Source organism: Citrobacter sp. Cpo069 (genome assembly GCF_030332785.1).
Lineage (GTDB): Bacteria > Pseudomonadota > Gammaproteobacteria > Enterobacterales > Enterobacteriaceae > Citrobacter > Citrobacter portucalensis.
This window is the reverse complement of sequence record NZ_JAOWHD010000030.1, coordinates 1-18,909: the sequence shown is the minus strand read 5'-3', so window position 1 is coordinate 18,909 and position 18,909 is coordinate 1. Positions and strand designations below refer to the sequence as shown.

Below are 18,909 nucleotides of genomic sequence, written 5' to 3'. Positions count from 1 at the left end.
TATGACCATCGCACCTGTACGATATCTGGTTGCTGTCACCGCGTGCGTAAGCGGCGTAGCCCATACCTATATGGCAGCTGAGCGGCTGGAGAAACTTTGCCAGCAGGAAAAATGGAGCATCAAGATCGAAACTCAAGGGGCACTGGGTACCGAAAATCGCCTGACGGAAGAGGATATTAACCGCGCTGATGTGGTGTTGCTCATTACTGATATTGAACTGGCAGGAGCAGAGCGTTTTACGCAGAGCCGATATGTTCAGTCGGGCATTAGCGCATTTCTGCGTGAGCCGCAGCGGGTGATGAGCGCCGTGCGAAAGCTGCTTTCAGCGCCACAGCACACACATCTTACTCTGGATTAGCTTCTTTCTCCGTCAATTGGCTGTGGTATTGCCGACGGTATTCTGATGGTGAACGTTCTGTATTTTTGCGAAACAGGCGGCAGAAGTAGTTGCTGTCAACAAACCCACAAATGTGCGCCACCTCTTTAATCTTCAATTCGTAACCCTTCAACAGCGTTTTTGCGTGTTCCAGTCGCGTGTGGTTCAGGTATTCGTTAAAACCGATAGCGCCCGTTTTTTGAAAAAGGTGGGAAAGATAATTGGGTGAGATGTAGAACGCCTGCGCGACGGATTCTCGGGTGAGCGGTGAAGCGTAGCGTTCGTCAATATAGTTGCGAATGGCTTCGAAAAGCGCCTGGCTGCGTGATGCGGTTTGGATCTGGCTGCCGAGCAGATCGCGGCAGTGGCTCAGTAAGCTTGCAACGATTAGCCTGGCGGTTTGCTGCTCCTGCGGCTGCATCTGCATTTCATTGAGCGTTTGCAGCAGGAATGAGCCAATACGCGGTCCACGGCGCGCGACGTGCTGGCGGGTAAGGTTTTGATATTGCTTACCGTCCCACTGCACGATGCTAAAACCCAGTTGCTGTTTGCCAAATAATATACTGAGCGTGGTCACCGGTGTGAGCCACTGTGGAAAGTTCCAGCCACCAGCCGGAACGAACAAGGCATCGCAAGGCTGTAACGTCGCGGATGCGCCAGCAACACCGTTATCGATGAATTCACCTTCCAGCACAATCTCCAGTCGGGGAAAATCGACCTGATACGCCAGTTCCGGCGTTGAGCTACTGGTGCTGGCAAAGTAAATCTGCCGCAGCGGTGTGGGGCCGTTGATCAGGCGAGAGAGCAGGTGGCTGATGTCGTGATACATGTTAATCCCTTGCAGGCAGCAGACAGGGAAACAGTAACGTTGAAAACAATCGCCCTCAAGTGATTATTGCCGGATGGCGGCTAATGCCTTATCCGGCCTACAAGTCTTTGCGAGCTGTAGGCCGGATAAGCGTAGCGCATCCGGCAGACTGTTACTGATTACCGATTTGATCGCCGTAAGGCAGGGTATCGTAATCAATCAGGGCATTCTTTTTGTACGGGTTGCCAATCCAGCGGGTCGTCTCTTTGAACTGCGGGCTGGTAATGGCACGAGTTGGATCGAAACCATCATAGGTGAAGCCCGCTAAATCAGACCAGGTGTGGATAAGCTCTGAGCTGCTGTATTTACGATTCACATCCTGTAAGAAGTCACGCGGGTGTGCGGCCTGCCATTTTTCCGAGGTCCACAGCAGGAACGGCACCGTATACATATGACGCGTTGGGTTGTCTTCATTACGACCCTGCGTTTTATGCGGCGGCGTATCGTATACCTCTTCCCCATGATCGGAGAAGTACAGCAGGAAGCCGTTCGGATCGGTCGCTTTATAGTCTTTGATCAGACTGGCAATGATATGGTCATTGTAGACATTCGCGCTGTCGTAATCGTTGTAGGCTTCCAGCTCATCGTCACTCAGGCCTGCGGGCACATTGTCGACATTATTGTCGAACTTACCCTGACCATCCGGATAGCGGAATTTGTACTTAATATGCGTTCCCAGCAGGTGCACGATGATGAACTTTTTCGGTGCAGGGTCGGCCAGTACTTCTTTAAACGGTGCCAGCACGTTGCTGTCATATTCGCGCGCACTTTGCGTACGCTGCTGGTTCATATAGAACTGTTTATCCGTCTGCTTAGAGAACACCGTCAGCATGGTGTTGCGGGCGGTCATCGTCTGCTGATTGGTGATCCAGAAGGTTTTATAACCTGCCTGTTTCATCATGTTCATCAGGGACGGCTGAGTCAGATACAGATCCGGGTTCTTCTCGTTGGCAAAGGTCAGCGCCTGCTGCAGGATTTCAATGGTGTACGGACGGGAGGTCACGACATTATTGAACACGGTGAAGTTAGGATCGGATTTATGCAGTGCATCCAGTTCCGGCGTTGTTTCGCGTGGGTAACCGTACAGGCTCATGCGGCCACGTTGCGTTGATTCGCCAATCACCAGTACCAGCGTACGCGGTGCATCACCTGAGCTGTCTTTAAAGTTGGCCAACGGCGGCAGGGCATTGTTCTCATTCAGCAGGCTGTTCAGCGCGGTCAACTGCTGACGATACTGATAATAACCGGAGATGAATTGCCATGGTGCAGCTGGTTCCATGCGTGAGGCGAGACCATTCAACGTTTTTTCAAATGGTTTATGTTTGATAAACGTGTTCACCGTCATCGGATGCAGAATCAAACCGTATAACAGTGCAAACGACACCAGATAGCGCCATGGCGATGGAATATGCACAGGACGCAGACGTGTCCATAGCAGAATTGCCACAGCTGTATAGGCCAGCGCAATCAAGACAATCTTCAGACTGAAATACTGGCTCAGATATTCGCTGGCTTCGTTCGCATTGGTTTCAAACATTACGTACAGAACGCTTTGCGAGAACTCTTGTCCGTAAATGACGTAATAGCTTAGAGCAGCCAGCGAGGCTGCCCATAGCATTACGCCAATGACGGCAGCAATAACGCGGATACGGTTTGGAAATAAGAATACCGGAATCAACCACAGCGAACTGAACAGCAAGGAGTCGCGTAAACCATTAGTTCCGCTATAGCCGGATAAGAGAATAACGACCTGGAGTAAACTGGAAAAAAAACAAAAATAGAGGAGCGCCCAGCCCAGGGCTTTCCAGCTAAATTTAGGTTTAGACTGGGGGTGTAAGGATTGCATAATGTAAGCCTGTCTTTAATTGTAGCGCCAAGAGTAGCACTTAAACATTAAGAGGAACTGAAGCATCACGATCTTAGGATCGTGTTTTGCCATCTTTATATTCATTTGATGAATATATTCGAGGGGGAATATATTGAAAATGAAGTGGTTGTAACAGCGGTTTTTGCCGTCGCCTCCGAATAATAGCACGAAGGCGACGGGGGAGGGACGTTAGCCTGTATTGCGCATACCAGCGGCGACACCAGCGATTGTGACCATCAATGCTTGTTCTACGCGTGGGTCCGGTGCATTGCCTTGCTCTTCCGCCAGGCGTGAGCGGTGTAACAGCTCTGCCTGTAATACGTTTAGCGGGTCAGTATAAATATTTCTTAACTGAATGGACTCGGCAATCCACGGCAGGTCGGCCATCAAATGTGAGTCGTTGGCAATCGCCAGTACGACATCGATATCTGCTGCCAGGCGTTGGCGTAGCTCTGCACCCAACGGCCACAGATCTTTTTTGACCAGGCGCTGATCGTAATACTCTGCCAGCCACAGGTCTGCTTTCGCGAAAACCATTTCCAGCATGCCAAGGCGTGTGGAGAAGAATGGCCAGTCGCGGCACATGGCTTCAAGTTCGCTTTGCTTGCCGTCTTCAACCACTTTTTGCAGCGCGGTACCTGCACCCAGCCAGGCCGGGAGCATCAGGCGGTTCTGCGTCCAGGCGAAGATCCACGGAATGGCGCGCAGAGACTCTACCCCGCCGGTCGGACGGCGTTTTGCCGGACGTGAACCGAGCGGGAGTTTACCCAGTTCCTGCTCCGGTGTCGCTGAGCGGAAATAAGGGACGAAGTCTTTGTTTTCACGCACATATCCACGATAGAGCTCGCAGGAAATATCGGAAAGCTCATCCATGATATGACGCCAGCTATCTTTCGGTTCTGGCGGTGGTAACAGGTTGGCCTCCAGAATTGCTCCGGTGTACAGCGACAGGCTGCTGATGGTCACTTCCGGCAGGCCGTACTTAAAGCGGATCATCTCCCCTTGTTCTGTCACGCGCAGACCGCCTTTCAGGCTGCCCGGCGGTTGAGAGAGTAGCGCCGCATGGGCAGGCGCGCCGCCGCGACCAATGGAACCACCGCGACCGTGGAACAGCGTCAGTTCGATACCGGCTTTTTCGCAGGTTTTGATTAGCGCGTCCTGAGCCTGGTATTGCGCCCAGGAGGCCGCCATCACGCCCGCGTCTTTTGCGGAATCAGAGTAGCCAATCATGACCATCTGTTTGCCCTGAATAAAGCCGCGGTACCAGTCGATATTTAAAAGTTGAGACATGACGTCATCGGCATTGTTGAGGTCGTCCAGCGTTTCAAATAGCGGAGCGACCGGCATAGCAAAACCAATTCCGGCTTCTTTCAGCAGCAGATGCACGGCCAGCACATCCGACGGAGTTTTCGCCATCGAGATAACATAGGCGGCAATGGAGCCATATGGGGCTTCGGCAATGACCCGACAGGTGTCGAGCACTTCACGGGTGTCGTTGCTCGGTTCCCAGTTACGCGGCAGGAGCGGACGCTTGGAATTCAGCTCGCGGATCAGGAAAGCCTGTTTATCCGCTTCCGACCAGTTTTCGTAGTCGCCAATACCCAGATAACGGGTCAGTTCGCCCAGGGCTTCAGTATGACGGGTGCTTTCCTGACGAATATCAATACGCACCAGCGGTACACCGAAACACTTCACGCGCCTAAGGGTGTCGAGCAATTCGCCATTGGCGATAATACCCATGCCACAGGCCTGCAGAGACTGGTAGCACGCGTAAAGCGGGTCCCAAAGCTGTTCGTTTTGGGTGAGAAGTCCCGCAGGTTTCGGCAATTTCTCGCCTTTCAGACGGGCTTCAAGCCAGGCCTGGGTTGCCATCAGACGAGAACGCAGGGTTTTCATCAGATAGCGATAAGGTTCAGCTGCGCCTTCTTCGCCTACCAGCGCCATCAGCTCCGGCGTGGCATCCACCATCGACAGCTCAGAAATCAGAAACTGGATGTCTTTCAGGAACAGGTCTGTCGCTTTCCAGCGGCTGAGTAATAGCACGTGACGGGTGATATCTGCCGTTACGTTCGGGTTACCATCACGGTCGCCGCCCATCCAGGAAGTAAATCGAACCGGGACAAAATCAACCGGCAGCTTATAACCCAGATGCTCTTCCAGTTGTTCATTCAGCTCACGCAGGTAGTTCGGTACACCTTCCCACAGGCTGTTTTCAACTACCGCGAAACCCCATTTAGCTTCATCAACCGGGCTTGGGCGCAGCTTGCGGATCTCATCCGTATGCCAGGACTGGGCAATGAGCTGACGCAGACGGCGCATCAGTTGGTTGCGTTCATAATCGACGAGGTCTTTGTTATCAAGCTGCTTGAGGCAGGCGTTCACTTCACCCATTTTATGGATCAGCGTACGACGAGTGATCTCGGTCGGGTGGGCGGTGAGTACCAGCTCCAGAGAGAGTGATTCTACGGCTTTCTTGATGGTGGCGTCATTGAGGTTGGGCTGCTCTTTCAGTTTACGCAGAGTGCGAGCAATCACTTCCGGGTTGCTGGCTGCTTCGCCTTTTGGCGAAATGCTGTGGTATTGCTCGGCGGTGTTGGCCAGGTTCAGGAACTGGCTAAATGCGCGGGCAACCGGCAGCAGCTCGTCGTTAGACAGATTTTGCAGTGTGGTGAGCAATTCCTGGCGATTAACTTCATTGCCAGCGCGAGATGATTTGGACAGCTTACGAATTGTTTCTACGCGATCAAGAATGTTCTCTCCCAGCGCATCCTTGATGGTCTCTCCCAGCACTTTGCCGAGCATACTGACATTACTACGCAACGCGGAATATTGTTCGTTCATATTAACCCAGACACCCCATCTATTTTGAATATGTCCTGTATCTTTCACGCCTGACTATCACGCGAAATCTTGCGGACTTAACTTTTTAGCCGTCTTTTATAAAGCCACGTAAAACACGTGACGTCAATTGCTGCGAAATCGGTTCAGCAAACGAATAAATGCCGTGAATTTACGTTATTTAATTCACATCCAATCAAATAAGCGTTGCTTATGGAAATGTTAAAAAATCACCCCGCTTACCACTAAAGGATTAGTGGGGTGACAAGCAGTTAATGCCAGCAGAAATGATGCACAACCTGGGTGATTAATTCGCGAGTTGGCTTAATAAAGCGCGTTTCCAGATATTCATCCGGCTGATGCGCCTGATTAATAGAACCTGGACCCAATACCAGCGTCGGGCAAAGCGTCTGGATAAATGGCGCTTCGGTGCAGTAGTTCACCACTTCAGTCTGTGCGCCCAGCAGTTTCTCAACCACCTCTACCAGTTGATGGTCAGGTGGACACTCATAGCCTGGAATCGGTGGATGCAGTTCCGATATGGTCAGGCGACCCGGCCAGCGTTCGCTGACAGGGGCCAGCGCTTCGTTAAGTAACCCATTGAGATCGTTTAGCGTCATACCCGGTAGCGGGCGAATATCCATATGCAGTTCGCAGCAGGCGCAGATTCGGTTGGCGGCGTCGCCGCCGTGGATGTGTCCCAAATTTAACGTTGGATACGGAACGGTAAAGGCATCATGGTGATAGCGCGCTTTCAGGTCATCGCGCAGATGCATGATATGGCCGATGGCATCATGCATCAGTTCAATCGCATTAACACCACGCGCCGGATCGCTTGAATGACCCGATTGTCCCAGAATGCGTATCGCATTAGAGATATGACCTTTGTGTGCGCGAACCGGTTGCAGTGAAGTGGGTTCGCCAATAATCGCGCAGTCTGGGCGCAGAGCAGTGGTTTCAGAGAAGTAGCGAGCTCCCGCCATGCTGGTCTCTTCGTCAGCAGTGGCCAGAATGTAGAGGGGCTTTTTCAGCTTCGTGACGTCGACATCACGCAACGCGTCGAGGATAAAGGCGAAGAAGCCTTTCATGTCCGCCGTACCCAAACCATAGAGCTTATTGTCATGCTCGGTCAGGGTGAACGGATCGCGCGTCCAGCGTCCGTCGTCAAAGGGTACGGTATCGGTATGGCCCGCCAACAACAGACCACCAGCGCCCTGTCCAATGCTCGCCAGCATATTGAATTTATTTCGCGTATCGGGAACCGGCTGGACCTCCACATTGAAGCCTAAATCTTTAAACCAGCCTGCCAGCAGAGTGATTAAACCTGCATTGCTTTGATCGAGCGCTTCTTCGGTAGCGCTAATCGATGGCGTGGCAATCAGAGCGCGGTAAATCTCGATAAATGGCGGTAAATTGTTTTTCATTGTTGACACACCTCGGGTCATGATAGTATCAATATTCATGCAGTATTTGTGAATAAAAATACATTAACGTTGAGCGTAATAAAACCCACCAAGTGTAAGGTGAGGTGATAAAGGCTTATACCTGGCAACAGAATCTAAGAAGGTGAGCAGCCCCGATGTTGAATACGCTGATTGTGGGCGCCAGTGGCTATGCCGGCGCAGAGCTTGTGACCTATGTAAATCGCCATCCTGATATGACCATAACCGCTTTGACCGTCTCAGCGCAAAGCAATGATGCAGGAAAATTAATCTCCGATTTGCATCCGCAGTTGAAAGGCATTGTCGATTTAACGTTGCAGCCAATGTCAGATATCAGCGAGTTTAGCGCAGGGGTGGATGTTGTGTTCCTCGCAACGGCTCATGAGGTAAGTCATGACCTGGCTCCGCAGTTTTTGCAGGCCGGTTGCGTGGTGTTTGACCTCTCTGGCGCGTTTCGCGTAAATGACGGCGCGTTCTATGAAAAATATTATGGTTTTACCCATCAGCATCCCGATCTGCTGGAGCAGGCAGTTTACGGGCTGGCGGAATGGAACGAAGACCAACTGAAAGAAGCGAATCTGATTGCTGTGCCGGGTTGTTACCCGACGGCGGCGCAGCTTTCGCTGAAACCACTGATTGATGCCGGGCTGTTGGATCTCAGCCAGTGGCCGGTAATTAATGCGACCAGCGGCGTAAGCGGCGCGGGCCGTAAAGCGGCTATCTCTAACAGTTTTTGCGAAGTAAGCCTGCAACCGTATGGCGTGTTTACCCATCGTCATCAGCCGGAAATCGCTACTCATCTGGGGGCTGAAGTGATTTTCACCCCGCATCTGGGCAACTTCCCGCGCGGAATTCTGGAAACTATCACTTGCCGCCTTAACGCGGGCGTAACTCATGCTCGGGTAGCGCAGACGCTGCAACAGGCGTATGGCGATAAACCGTTGGTGCGTCTGTATGACAAAGGGGTTCCAGCGTTGAAGAACGTGGTTGGATTACCATTCTGTGATATCGGGTTTGCTGTGCAGGGTGAGCATTTGATCGTTGTGGCGACGGAAGACAACTTATTGAAAGGCGCGGCGTCACAGGCGATGCAGTGCGCAAATATTCGTTTTGGCTTTGCCCAAACGCAGTCTCTTATTTAAGGGTGCAACAATGAATCCATTAATTATCAAGCTGGGCGGCGTTTTACTGGATAGCGAAGAGGCGCTGGAGCGTCTGTTTACCGCACTGGTGAATTATCGTGAGTCGCACCAGCGTCCGCTGGTCATTGTGCACGGCGGCGGCTGCGTGGTCGACGAGCTGATGAAGCAGCTGAATCTGCCGGTGAAAAAGAAAAATGGTCTGCGCGTCACGCCTGCCGATCAAATTGAAATTATTACCGGTGCCCTGGCGGGAACGGCGAATAAAACCTTGCTGGCCTGGGCGAAAAAGCATCACATCGCGTCTGTTGGTCTGTATCTTGGCGATGGCGACAGCGTAAAAGTGACGCCGCTCGATAAAGAACTGGGTCATGTTGGACTGGCGCAGCCGGGTTCGCCTAAGCTGATTAACACGCTGCTGGAAAGCGGTTTTCTGCCGGTAGTGAGCTCTATTGGTGTCACTGATGATGGTCTGCTGATGAACGTGAATGCCGATCAGGCTGCAACGGCGCTGGCGGCAACACTGGGTGCGGATCTGATCCTGCTCTCTGATGTGAGCGGTATTCTGGATGGCAAAGGCCAGCGCATTGCCGAAATGACCGCGGCGAAAGCGGAACAGCTGATTGAACAGGGCATTATTACCGATGGCATGATCGTGAAGGTGAATGCAGCGCTGGATGCCGCGCGTACGCTGGGCCGTCCGGTGGATATCGCCTCCTGGCGTCATGCAGAGCAACTTCCGGCGCTGTTTAACGGCACGCCAATTGGTACGCGTATTCTGGCTTAACTATTAATGTGCCGGATGGCGGCTTCGCCTTATCCGGTCTACGTGGGTTTTGTAGGCTCGGTAAGCGCAGCGCCACCGGGCAAAAATATCATATTAAGGAAATTCGTTATGGCACTTTGGGGTGGGCGTTTTACACAGGCAGCAGATCAGCGGTTCAAACAGTTCAACGACTCGTTGCGTTTTGACTACCGCCTGGCAGAACAGGATATTGTTGGCTCTGTGGCCTGGTCCAAAGCGTTGGTAACGGTAGGTGTACTGACTGCCGATGAACAGCTGCAGTTGGAAGAGGCGCTGAATAACCTGCTGGAAGAGGTTCGCGCGAATCCTCAGCAGATTTTGCAAAGCGATGCCGAAGATATTCACAGTTGGGTGGAAGGTAAGCTGATTGATAAAGTCGGCCAGCTTGGTAAAAAACTGCATACCGGGCGTAGCCGTAATGACCAGGTCGCGACCGATCTCAAGCTGTGGTGCAAAGATACGGTTATCGAATTACTGTCGGCCAATCGTCAGTTGCAAACTGCGCTGGTGGTGACGGCGGAGAATAACCAGGACGCCGTCATGCCGGGTTACACCCACCTGCAACGTGCGCAGCCGGTGACGTTTGCTCACTGGTGTCTGGCCTATGTTGAAATGTTGGCGCGTGACGAGAGCCGTTTGCAGGATGCGCTCAAACGCCTGGACGTCAGTCCGTTAGGCTGCGGCGCGCTGGCGGGTACGGCGTATGAAATCGATCGCGAGCAGTTGGCGGCTTGGTTGGGCTTTGCCTCGGCAACGCGCAACAGCCTGGACAGCGTTTCTGACCGTGACCACGTGCTGGAGTTACTCTCCGACGCCTCTATCGGCATGGTACACCTGTCGCGTTTTGCTGAAGATCTGATTTTCTTTAACACCGGCGAAGCGGGCTTTGTTGAACTCTCCGACCGTGTGACTTCCGGTTCATCTCTGATGCCGCAGAAGAAAAACCCGGATGCGCTGGAGCTGATCCGTGGCAAATGCGGTCGCGTGCAGGGTGCGCTGACCGGCATGATGATGACTTTAAAAGGCCTTCCACTGGCATACAACAAAGATATGCAGGAAGACAAAGAAGGGCTGTTCGACGCGCTCGACACCTGGCTGGACTGTCTGCATATGGCCGCGCTGGTGCTGGATGGAATCCAGGTGAAACGTCCGCGTTGCCAGGAAGCGGCGCAGCAGGGTTATGCTAACGCCACTGAGCTGGCGGATTATCTGGTGGCGAAAGGCGTCCCGTTCCGCGAAGCGCACCATATTGTGGGGGAAACGGTGGTCGAGGCGATTCGTCAGGGCAAACCGCTGGAAGCGCTGTCGCTTGCCGACTTACAAAAGTTCAGCCAGGTGATTGGCGATGACGTTTACCCGATCCTCTCGTTGCAATCGTGTCTGGATAAACGTGCAGCGAAAGGTGGCGTGTCGCCGCAGCAGGTTGCGCAGGCGATCGACTACGCGAAGGCACGCCTGTAGGTCGGATAAGGCGAAGCCGCCATCCGGCACTGTGCGCCGTTCTGCCTGATGGCGCTACGCTTATCAGGCCTACCAAACCATAACCCGGGCGAGCTTTGCGACGCCGGGCTTTTTTTATGCAAAAAAATGCGGACTCAAGGTCCGCAAAAGTTCACGTTGGCTTTAGTTATTTCGAGTATGAGAGAAACTCTCAAACGGACAGTAGCTTCAAGGGTTAAAGGGGTACCGTTCCGTTTCTGTGGTGCATTATTAAACAGAAAGCTTGATAGGGATAATCGTTCGTTGCTATGCTACCTATCGCTACGAACTATCGTGGCGATGGAGGATGAATAATGAATATTCGTGATCTTGAATACCTGGTGGCGCTAGCCGAACATCGTCACTTCCGACGAGCGGCAGACTCCTGTCACGTTAGCCAACCCACGCTGAGCGGGCAGATCCGCAAGCTGGAAGATGAGCTTGGCGTCATGTTGCTGGAGCGTACGAGTCGCAAGGTGCTGTTCACCCAGGCCGGTTTGCTGCTGGTGGATCAGGCGCGCACCGTGCTGCGCGAGGTCAAAGTGCTCAAGGAGATGGCAAGCCAACAAGGCGAGACAATGTCTGGCCCGCTGCATATTGGTTTGATCCCAACGGTGGGGCCATACCTGCTGCCGCATATTATTCCGATGTTGCACCAGACCTTCCCAAAACTGGAGATGTATCTCCATGAAGCGCAGACACATCAGCTGTTGGCGCAACTGGATAGCGGCAAGCTCGACTGCGTCATTCTGGCGCTGGTCAAAGAGAGTGAGGCGTTCATCGAAGTACCGTTATTTGATGAGCCTATGATGCTGGCGATCTATGAAGACCACCCATGGGCAAACCGTGACTGTGTACCGATGTCCGATCTGGCGGGTGAAAAACTGCTGATGCTGGAAGATGGCCACTGTCTGCGCGATCAGGCGATGGGTTTCTGCTTTGAAGCGGGTGCTGATGAAGATACCCATTTTCGGGCAACCAGTCTGGAAACGCTGCGTAACATGGTGGCGGCAGGCAGTGGTATTACCTTACTGCCTGCGCTGGCCGTTCCACCGGAGCGTAAGCGTGATGGTGTCGTTTATCTGCCATGCATTAAACCCGAACCGCGTCGTACGATTGGTCTGGTGTACCGTCCTGGTTCGCCGCTGCGCAGCCGTTATGAACAGCTGGCAGAGGCCATCCGTGGATCAATGGATGGCCATTTCGACAGTGCGTTAAAACAGGCGGTTTAAGCCATTTAGCGCCGCTACCCGATAGGCTTCTGCCATGGTTGGGTAGTTAAAGGTGGTGTTAACGAAGTACTCGATAGTGTTACCACCACCTTTTTGCTCCATTATCGCTTGTCCGATGTGAATAATTTCGGCCGCGCGCTCCCCAAAGCAGTGGATCCCCAAAATCTCTTTGGTTTCGCGATGGAACAGGATCTTCAGCGTTCCGACACTCATACCCACGATTTGTGCACGTGCCAGATGCTTAAACTGGGCACGGCCAACCTCGTATGGAACTTTCATTGCCGTGAGCTGCTGTTCGGTTTTACCAACGGAGCTGATTTCCGGAATGGTGTAAATCCCGGTTGGGATATCTTCGATCAGATGCGCGGTGGCCTCGCCTTTTACCAGTGCCTGGGCGGCAATGCGTCCCTGGTCGTAGGCCGCCGATGCCAGGCTCGGATAACCAATTACATCCCCTACTGCGTACACATGCGGCAGCGCCGTCTGGTACATGCTATTCACTTTGAGCTGCCCGCGGCTGTCGGTTTTCAGACCAATGTTTTCCAGCGCCAGCGAATCGGTATTACCGGTACGGCCATTGGCGTACAGCAGGCAGTCGGCCTTCAGTTTCTTACCGGACTTCAGGTGCATGATGACGCCGTCATCGCAACCTTCAATCTTCTCATACTCTTCGTTGTGGCGAATGACCACACCGCTGTTCCAGAAGTGGTAAGAGAGCGAGTCGGACATCTCCTGATCGAGGAATGCCAGCAGACGATCGCGGGTGTTGATTAAATCAACTTTGACGTCCATTCCACGGAAGATCGACGCATATTCACAGCCAATGACCCCCGCGCCATAAATCAGCACATGACGGGGTTCGTGGTGCAGGCTCAGGATAGAGTCACTGTCGTAAACCCGGGGATGCGAAAAGTCGACATCAACAGGGCGATAAGGACGCGAACCGCAGGCAATAACAAACTTATCCGCAGTCAGCGTTTCCACCGTACCGTCGTGACATTCCAGGGCGATCGTGTGTTCATCAACAAAACGGGCATTTCCCTGCAAAATTTCGCAGTGGTTGCGCTCGTAGAATCCTTGCCGCATACGCGTTTGCTGATTAATAACGTTATCAGCGTGGTTGAGAATATCAGCGAAAGAAGAACGAAGGAGTCGGGAGTGGTCGCTGTACAGTGGGTTCTGATTGAATTCAATAATGCGGCTGACGGCGTGGCGGAGAGCTTTCGACGGGATGGTGCCCCAGTGGGTACAACCTCCGCCGACGTTATGATAGCGCTCAATTACCGCGACGCGAGCTCCTTGCTTAACCAGACCCATTGCCGCGCCTTCGCCGCCGGGACCGGAACCTATTACTATTGCATCGTAATCGTAAGAATGTGACATGGTCAGGCTTACCTGTTCTTATACATAAAAGCAACAGAATAGTAACATCGTTGTTGAGATAACCCAATTATCGTTGTGCTTTTTTGCGAAGTCGAAGCACAAACTGCGCGTAAACAATCATTCACAAAGCCATGCCAACCGCCTAATCTCTGGTATAGTGCCAGCAAGGTATATGGAAGGATTCAGACATCGTGATGGGCGTTAGAGCGCAACAAAAAGAGAAAACCCGGCGTTCGCTGGTAGAAGCCGCATTTAGTCAACTCAGCGCTGAGCGTAGTTTTGCCAGCCTCAGTTTACGCGAAGTCGCTCGTGAAGCGGGCATTGCGCCAACCTCGTTTTATCGCCATTTCCGCGATGTGGATGAACTCGGCCTGACGATGGTGGACGAGAGCGGTCTGATGCTGCGTCAGTTGATGCGCCAGGCGCGCCAGCGTATCGCGAAGGGCGGGAGTGTGATCCGCACCTCGGTCTCAACATTTATGGAGTTCATCGGCAACAATCCCAACGCCTTCCGTTTATTATTGCGCGAGCGTTCGGGGACATCCGCAGCGTTTCGTGCAGCGGTCGCTCGTGAAATTCAGCACTTCATTGCGGAACTTGCGGACTATCTGGAACTCGAAAACCATATGCCTCGTGCGTTTACTGAAGCGCAAGCCGAAGCCATGGTAACCATTGTGTTCAGCGCCGGGGCAGAAGCACTGGATGTTGGCGCTGAGCAGCGCCGACAGCTGGAAGAGCGGCTGGTATTGCAACTACGCATGATCGCGAAAGGCGCATTTTATTGGTACCGCCGTGAACAAGAGAAGATGACGCACCACTCCGAGTAACGAGAAGGACAAGCAATGAAACAGTCAGGTCAAGATAAAGGTACGCTGCTGCTGGCGCTGGTTGCTGGCTTATCGATCAATGGTACATTTGCGGCGCTGTTTAGCTCCATTGTGCCATTCTCAGTATTCCCGATCATTTCGCTGGTGCTGACGGTGTATTGTCTGCATCAACGCTATCAGAACCGCACCATGCCTGTGGGATTGCCGGGCCTGGCTGCCGCCTGCTTTATCCTCGGCGTTCTGTTGTACAGCACCGTGGTACGCGCTGAATATCCGGATATCGGCTCTAACTTCTTCCCGGCGGTACTGTCTGTGATTCTGGTGTTCTGGATCGGCTTTAAAGTGCGTAACCGTAAACAGGAAATTGCGGAGTAATATTTGTAGGCCGGGCAAGCGAAGCGCCCCCGGCCAGGACATCACTTACTTCGCGGTCAGTAACACGCCGCACTCCATATGGTGCGTATACGGGAACTGATCGAATAGCGCCAGACGTGAAACATTGTGCGTCTGGCTTAACGTTTCCAGGTTTTTACACAGCGTCTCCGGATTGCAGGAGATGTACAGAATGCGCGGATACGCCTGCACCATTTTCTCCGTTTCGCTGTCCAGACCGCTGCGCGGTGGGTCAACGAAGATAGTTTCACACTGGTAACTCTTTAGATCGATTCCCTGCAAACGGTTGAACTCGCGAACGCCGTTCATCGCCTGAGTAAACTCTTCGGCCGCCATGCGGATTATTTGTACGTTTTCAATCTGGTTAGCCGCAATGTTGTACTGTGCAGCAGCAACGGACGGCTTGGCGATTTCCGTCGCCAGTACGCGGTTGAAGTTTTGTGCCATGGCTAACGAGAAATTGCCATTGCCGCAATACAGCTCCAGCAGGTCGCCTTTTGAGCCCCTGGTGACATCAATCGCCCACTCCAGCATCTGAATATTCATGGCGGCGTTCGGCTGGGTGAAGCTGTTCTCAACCTGGCGATAGATAATCTCTTTACCCGCAACCGGCAAGCGTTCGTCAATGTAGTCCTGATCCAGCTCGATTTTGGTTTTGGTTGCCCGGCCAATCAGATGCACATTCAGGTTTTTCGCCCGTAGCGCATCCCGCAGCGCTTCAGCTTCCTGACGCCATTCATCATCCAGCTTTTTATGGTACAGCATCGATACCACCGCCTGACCGCTCAGGGTTGTGAGGTAATCAATCTGAAACAGTTTGTGACGCAGGACGTGGTTGTTGCGAACGCCTTCGATCATTGCCGTCATTAGCGTGTTGATAAGCTCACTGGCTGCCGGGAAGCTGTCGACACGGATACGGTTTTTGGTCTGGCTGTCGAACATGATGTGGTACAGATCATCACCGTCATGCCACAAACGGAATTCCGCGCGCATACGGTAGTGGCTGACCGGTGAGCGAAACACTTCCGGAGCCTGTGCATAAAATGGCGTCATTAAGCTCTGCAGACGCACCACTTTTTCAGCTAACTGTGCGTCGTACTGTTCTGTCGGAAGGTGTTCGGGGGTCATGATGCGTCCTGAAAAATAAAAGTACGCGGGGATTGTAGGGATTGCTCATCAGATGTCCAGTCATTGATGATTTCCGATATTGTGATACGCAGTCTGGACAGTGGGTTGTAACAAACTGTAGCATCCGTTTTCCGGTCCTGTGAGTTAAAAGGGAATCCAGTGTGAATCTGGAGCTGACGCGCAGCGGTAAGGAAGGTAGGGGATGAGCGCACCTGGTGCAGACACTGCGGCATGCCGTGGGAAGTCATCGTCTCTTTAAGTTGCCTCCAAGCCCGAAGACCTGCCGGCTAACGTCGCATCTGGCTTTCATCATCGCGTACTATCGGTGGGACCTGCGGCATCCTTCTTATATTGTGGATGCTTTACAATGATTAAAAAATCGTTGCTGTGCACGGCACTTTCCGTCACGGCATTTTCTGGTTGGGCACAGGATACTAGCCCAGATACTCTCGTTGTTACTGCCAACCGTTTTCAGCAGCCTGTTAATACTGTCCTTGCCCCCACTGATGTGGTGACGCGTGAAGATATTCAGCGCTGGCAGTCAAAAGATCTCAATGATGTCATGCGCCGATTGCCGGGCGTAGATATTTCGCAAAGCGGCGGTATGGGGAAAAGCTCCTCGCTGTATGTTCGCGGTACTGAGTCCCGGCATGTCCTGGTATTGATTGATGGCGTGCCGATGGCGCGTGCAGGCATCGGTAATGCGATTGATATTGGTCAGATTCCGGTATCGTTGGTGCAACGTGTTGAATATATTCGCGGGCCGCGTTCAGCTGTGTACGGATCTGGTGCGATCGGTGGTGTGATGAACATCATTACGATGAGTAATGAAGAGAAATCACAGATCAACGCAGGTATGGGGACTGATGGTTATCAGACCTACGACGGCACGATAAATAAACGATTTGGTGACACGATGGTGACGGCGGCTGGCGCTTACCAGACGACCAAAGGTTTTAACATTCAACCTGATTCCCCTTACAGCGGTGACAGCGATCGCGATGGTTATCGCAACAAACTGTTCTGGGGCGGCTTGCAGCACAAATTTAACGATAACTTCTCCGGTTTCTTCCGTGGTTACGGCTACACGGCGAATAGCGATTACGATCAGGGCTCTTATGGCTATGCTGGCGGTAATGATGAAGCTCAGAATTACACTCAGTCCTGGGATTCCGGCCTTCGTTACAGCTCAGGTATCTATTCCGCCCAACTGATTGCTAACTACCAGCATCTCAAAGATTACAACTATAGCAATCAACTCGGTCGTTATGCGGGGGATGCTACGCTGGATAATATGGAACAGCGCTATATTCAGTGGGGAAATAACGTTGAGGTTGGGCATGGAGCGATTAGCGGTGGTGTCGACTGGAAACAAGAAAAGCTGACTTCCAGTAGTACCACGAAATCGGACGCTTATAAACGTGATACGACCGGACTTTATCTAACTGGGCAACAACAAATTGATAGCGTCACGCTGGAAGCATCAGGCCGTGAAGATCATGATGAACAATTCGGCTGGCATGGCACCTGGCAGACTGCTGCAGGCTGGGAGTTTGTTGATGGCTACCGTGCAACGCTCTCTTATGGCACAGGTTTCCTGGCTCCTTCACTTGGTCAGCAATACGGGGCTACGCGTTTTGCCTCTTCCTATGGGCCGGGTATTGCAGCCAACCCGAATTTGAAACCGGAAGAATCTAAACAGTGGGAAGCAGGGATTGATGGATTGACAGGGCCGCTTGATTGGCGTCTTTCTGCATATCATTATGAAATTCAAAACCTGATCGATTACAAGAATAACCAGTATGTCAACGTTAAGTCAGCCACGATTAAAGGGCTGGAATGGACTGGGAATGTTACGACTGGCCCAGTAGATCATCACCTGACGCTACAGTATGTTGACCCGCGGGATGATGATACGAATAAGGTACTCTATCGCCGAGCAAAACAGCAGGTTAAGTATGAGTTAACTGGGCAGGTTCAGGACTTGGGGTGGAACGTTGCTTATCAATATATAGGTGAACGTTACGATAATGATTATGACAATAATCGTGATGTTAAATTGGGCGGCGTCAGCTTGTGGGATATCGGAGTGTCATATCCAATCACCTCACAGCTGACAGTTCGTGGTAAAATCGCCAACCTGTTCGATAAAGATTACGAGACAGTTTATGGCTACGCAACTGCAGGACGGGAATACACCTTGTCTGGCAGCTACACCTTCTGATCCCCGTCCCACCGTGCTGGTGTTTGATTCCGGCGTCGGTGGGTTGTCGGTCTATGACGAGATCCGGCGTCTTCTGCCGGATCTCCACTATATCTACGCTTTCGACAACGTCGCTTTTCCTTATGGAGAGAAGAGCGAGGAGTTTATCGTCGAGCGTGTTGTTGAGATTGTGACTGCGGTCCAGCAGCGCTATCCCCTCTCTCTTGCGGTCATCGCGTGTAATACAGCAAGCACGGTGTCGCTCCCTGCGTTACGTGAGAAATTTGCTTTCCCGGTTGTGGGCGTGGTGCCTGCGATTAAACCGGCAGCGCGACTCACGGCGAACGGTGTTGTGGGGCTACTGGCTACACGTGCAACGGTGAAGCGGTCGTATACCCATGAGCTGATTGCGCGATTCGCTAACGAATGCCAAATTGCAATGTTGGGTTCTGCTGAGCTGGTGGAACTTGCGGAAGCGAAGCTGCACGGTGAAACAGTTTCTCTGGAAGAGCTGCGGCGTATTCTGCGTCCGTGGCTGCGGATGTCTGAACCACCTGACACAGTAGTGCTCGGTTGCACTCATTTCCCTCTATTACAGGAAGAACTTTTACAGGTCCTTCCCGAGGGGACGAGACTGGTGGATTCTGGTGCCGCGATAGCGCGCCGCACGGCCTGGTTGTTAGAGCATGAAGCACCAGATGCGAAATCAACCGATGAGAACGTTGCATTTTGTATGGCAATGACGACAGAAGCTGAACAATTATTGCCTGTGCTACAGCGCTATGGCTTTAAAACGCTCGAAAAACTGTCAGTTTAAGTGGTTTTGATGAAAAAATACGCACTCGGAAGGTTATTTTAAATTTCCCCTTGTCAGCCTGAAATAACTCCCTATAATGCGCCTCCACTGACACGGAACAACGGATTACAAG

The 18,909-nt window shown here is 52.4% G+C and carries 15 protein-coding genes and 1 riboswitch; of the genes, 9 read left to right on the top strand and 6 right to left on the bottom strand.

What is annotated here, in order from left to right; all coding sequences use genetic code 11:
• The first annotated feature begins 1 nt into the window (after position 1).
• Positions 2-358 carry a PTS fructose-like transporter subunit IIB gene (locus tag OGY08_RS01075; RefSeq protein WP_008787052.1) on the top strand — a complete coding sequence of 119 codons (357 nt, stop codon included), beginning with the start codon at positions 2-4 and terminating at the stop codon, positions 356-358.
• Here OGY08_RS01075 and OGY08_RS01070 read toward each other — a convergent pair.
• The 4 genes from OGY08_RS01070 to argE form a co-directional block, all read right to left on the bottom strand.
• A complete protein-coding gene (locus tag OGY08_RS01070; RefSeq protein ID WP_032945642.1) occupies positions 345-1,205 on the bottom strand; it encodes a helix-turn-helix transcriptional regulator in 861 nt (286 codons plus the stop codon). The two genes, OGY08_RS01075 and OGY08_RS01070, sit on opposite strands and share 14 nt — an antisense overlap.
• Positions 1,206-1,356: 151 nt before the next feature.
• On the bottom strand, positions 1,357-3,090 hold the full coding sequence (locus OGY08_RS01065) for a phosphoethanolamine transferase CptA (RefSeq protein WP_057068739.1): 1,734 nt from the start codon (positions 3,088-3,090) through the stop codon (positions 1,357-1,359).
• A gap of 210 nt (positions 3,091-3,300) precedes the next feature.
• Positions 3,301-5,952, bottom strand: coding sequence for a phosphoenolpyruvate carboxylase (ppc, locus tag OGY08_RS01060; RefSeq protein ID WP_003825139.1), 2,652 nt, complete (start codon positions 5,950-5,952; stop codon positions 3,301-3,303).
• Positions 5,953-6,221: 269 nt separating this feature from the next.
• Positions 6,222-7,373, bottom strand: a complete 1,152-nt coding sequence (argE, locus tag OGY08_RS01055; RefSeq protein WP_003825137.1) for an acetylornithine deacetylase — start codon at positions 7,371-7,373, stop codon at positions 6,222-6,224.
• 155 nt (positions 7,374-7,528) lie between these two features.
• Between argE and argC the strand changes: the two genes are divergently transcribed.
• The 4 genes from argC (at position 7,529) to oxyR (ending at position 12,046) form a co-directional block, all read left to right on the top strand.
• Positions 7,529-8,533, top strand: coding sequence for an N-acetyl-gamma-glutamyl-phosphate reductase (argC, locus tag OGY08_RS01050; RefSeq protein ID WP_125363038.1), 1,005 nt, complete (start codon positions 7,529-7,531; stop codon positions 8,531-8,533).
• 10 nt (positions 8,534-8,543) lie between these two features.
• Complete coding sequence (gene argB / locus OGY08_RS01045; RefSeq protein WP_048237071.1) at positions 8,544-9,317, top strand: acetylglutamate kinase; 774 nt, start codon at positions 8,544-8,546, stop codon at positions 9,315-9,317.
• Positions 9,318-9,425: 108 nt separating this feature from the next.
• Positions 9,426-10,796: an argininosuccinate lyase gene (gene argH / locus OGY08_RS01040; protein WP_048237070.1), complete on the top strand. Its 1,371-nt coding sequence runs from the start codon at positions 9,426-9,428 to the stop codon at positions 10,794-10,796.
• A 332-nt stretch (positions 10,797-11,128) separates the two neighbouring features.
• Complete coding sequence (oxyR, locus tag OGY08_RS01035; protein ID WP_008787060.1) at positions 11,129-12,046, top strand: DNA-binding transcriptional regulator OxyR; 918 nt, start codon at positions 11,129-11,131, stop codon at positions 12,044-12,046.
• On the opposite strand, the gene sthA is transcribed toward oxyR, so the two are convergent.
• Entirely contained in the window at positions 12,029-13,429 is a 1,401-nt protein-coding gene (sthA, locus tag OGY08_RS01030; RefSeq protein WP_003028860.1) for a Si-specific NAD(P)(+) transhydrogenase, read from the bottom strand. The genes oxyR and sthA overlap by 18 nt on opposite strands.
• A 191-nt stretch (positions 13,430-13,620) precedes the next feature.
• On the opposite strand from sthA, the gene fabR reads away from it, so the two are divergent.
• Both fabR and OGY08_RS01020 read left to right on the top strand, forming a co-directional pair.
• Positions 13,621-14,256, top strand: coding sequence for an HTH-type transcriptional repressor FabR (gene fabR / locus OGY08_RS01025; protein WP_003028862.1), 636 nt, complete (start codon positions 13,621-13,623; stop codon positions 14,254-14,256).
• A gap of 15 nt (positions 14,257-14,271) precedes the next feature.
• Entirely contained in the window at positions 14,272-14,631 is a 360-nt protein-coding gene (locus OGY08_RS01020) for a YijD family membrane protein (protein ID WP_003825114.1), read from the top strand.
• A 45-nt stretch (positions 14,632-14,676) separates the two neighbouring features.
• Here OGY08_RS01020 and trmA read toward each other — a convergent pair whose 3' ends face one another.
• Complete coding sequence (gene trmA, locus OGY08_RS01015; RefSeq protein WP_125363036.1) at positions 14,677-15,777, bottom strand: tRNA (uridine(54)-C5)-methyltransferase TrmA; 1,101 nt, start codon at positions 15,775-15,777, stop codon at positions 14,677-14,679.
• A 115-nt stretch (positions 15,778-15,892) separates the two neighbouring features.
• Positions 15,893-16,079, top strand: a riboswitch (cobalamin riboswitch).
• A gap of 65 nt (positions 16,080-16,144) precedes the next feature.
• Between trmA and btuB the strand changes: the two genes are divergently transcribed.
• Together btuB and murI are read left to right on the top strand one after the other, a co-directional pair.
• Complete coding sequence (btuB, locus tag OGY08_RS01010) at positions 16,145-18,001, top strand: TonB-dependent vitamin B12 receptor BtuB (protein ID WP_032945649.1); 1,857 nt, start codon at positions 16,145-16,147, stop codon at positions 17,999-18,001.
• Positions 17,946-18,797, top strand: a complete 852-nt coding sequence (gene murI, locus OGY08_RS01005) for a glutamate racemase (RefSeq protein WP_003847829.1) — start codon at positions 17,946-17,948, stop codon at positions 18,795-18,797. Before btuB ends, murI begins: the two co-directional genes overlap by 56 nt.
• Positions 18,798-18,909 lie beyond the last annotated feature (112 nt).

Excerpts from the sequence above, each read along its gene's own strand:
- OGY08_RS01075 (WP_008787052.1), top strand. The coding sequence starts at position 2 with ATGACCATCGCACCTGTACGATATCTGGTTGCTGTCACCGCGTGCGTA.
- OGY08_RS01070 (WP_032945642.1), bottom strand. The coding sequence starts at position 1,205 with ATGTATCACGACATCAGCCACCTGCTCTCTCGCCTGATCAACGGCCCC.
- OGY08_RS01065 (WP_057068739.1), bottom strand. The coding sequence starts at position 3,090 with ATGCAATCCTTACACCCCCAGTCTAAACCTAAATTTAGCTGGAAAGCC.
- ppc (WP_003825139.1), bottom strand. The coding sequence starts at position 5,952 with ATGAACGAACAATATTCCGCGTTGCGTAGTAATGTCAGTATGCTCGGC.
- argE (WP_003825137.1), bottom strand. The coding sequence starts at position 7,373 with ATGAAAAACAATTTACCGCCATTTATCGAGATTTACCGCGCTCTGATT.
- argC (WP_125363038.1), top strand. The coding sequence starts at position 7,529 with ATGTTGAATACGCTGATTGTGGGCGCCAGTGGCTATGCCGGCGCAGAG.
- argB (WP_048237071.1), top strand. The coding sequence starts at position 8,544 with ATGAATCCATTAATTATCAAGCTGGGCGGCGTTTTACTGGATAGCGAA.
- argH (WP_048237070.1), top strand. The coding sequence starts at position 9,426 with ATGGCACTTTGGGGTGGGCGTTTTACACAGGCAGCAGATCAGCGGTTC.
- oxyR (WP_008787060.1), top strand. The coding sequence starts at position 11,129 with ATGAATATTCGTGATCTTGAATACCTGGTGGCGCTAGCCGAACATCGT.
- sthA (WP_003028860.1), bottom strand. The coding sequence starts at position 13,429 with ATGTCACATTCTTACGATTACGATGCAATAGTAATAGGTTCCGGTCCC.
- OGY08_RS01020 (WP_003825114.1), top strand. The coding sequence starts at position 14,272 with ATGAAACAGTCAGGTCAAGATAAAGGTACGCTGCTGCTGGCGCTGGTT.
- trmA (WP_125363036.1), bottom strand. The coding sequence starts at position 15,777 with ATGACCCCCGAACACCTTCCGACAGAACAGTACGACGCACAGTTAGCT.
- btuB (WP_032945649.1), top strand. The coding sequence starts at position 16,145 with ATGATTAAAAAATCGTTGCTGTGCACGGCACTTTCCGTCACGGCATTT.
- murI (WP_003847829.1), top strand. The coding sequence starts at position 17,946 with ATGGCTACGCAACTGCAGGACGGGAATACACCTTGTCTGGCAGCTACA.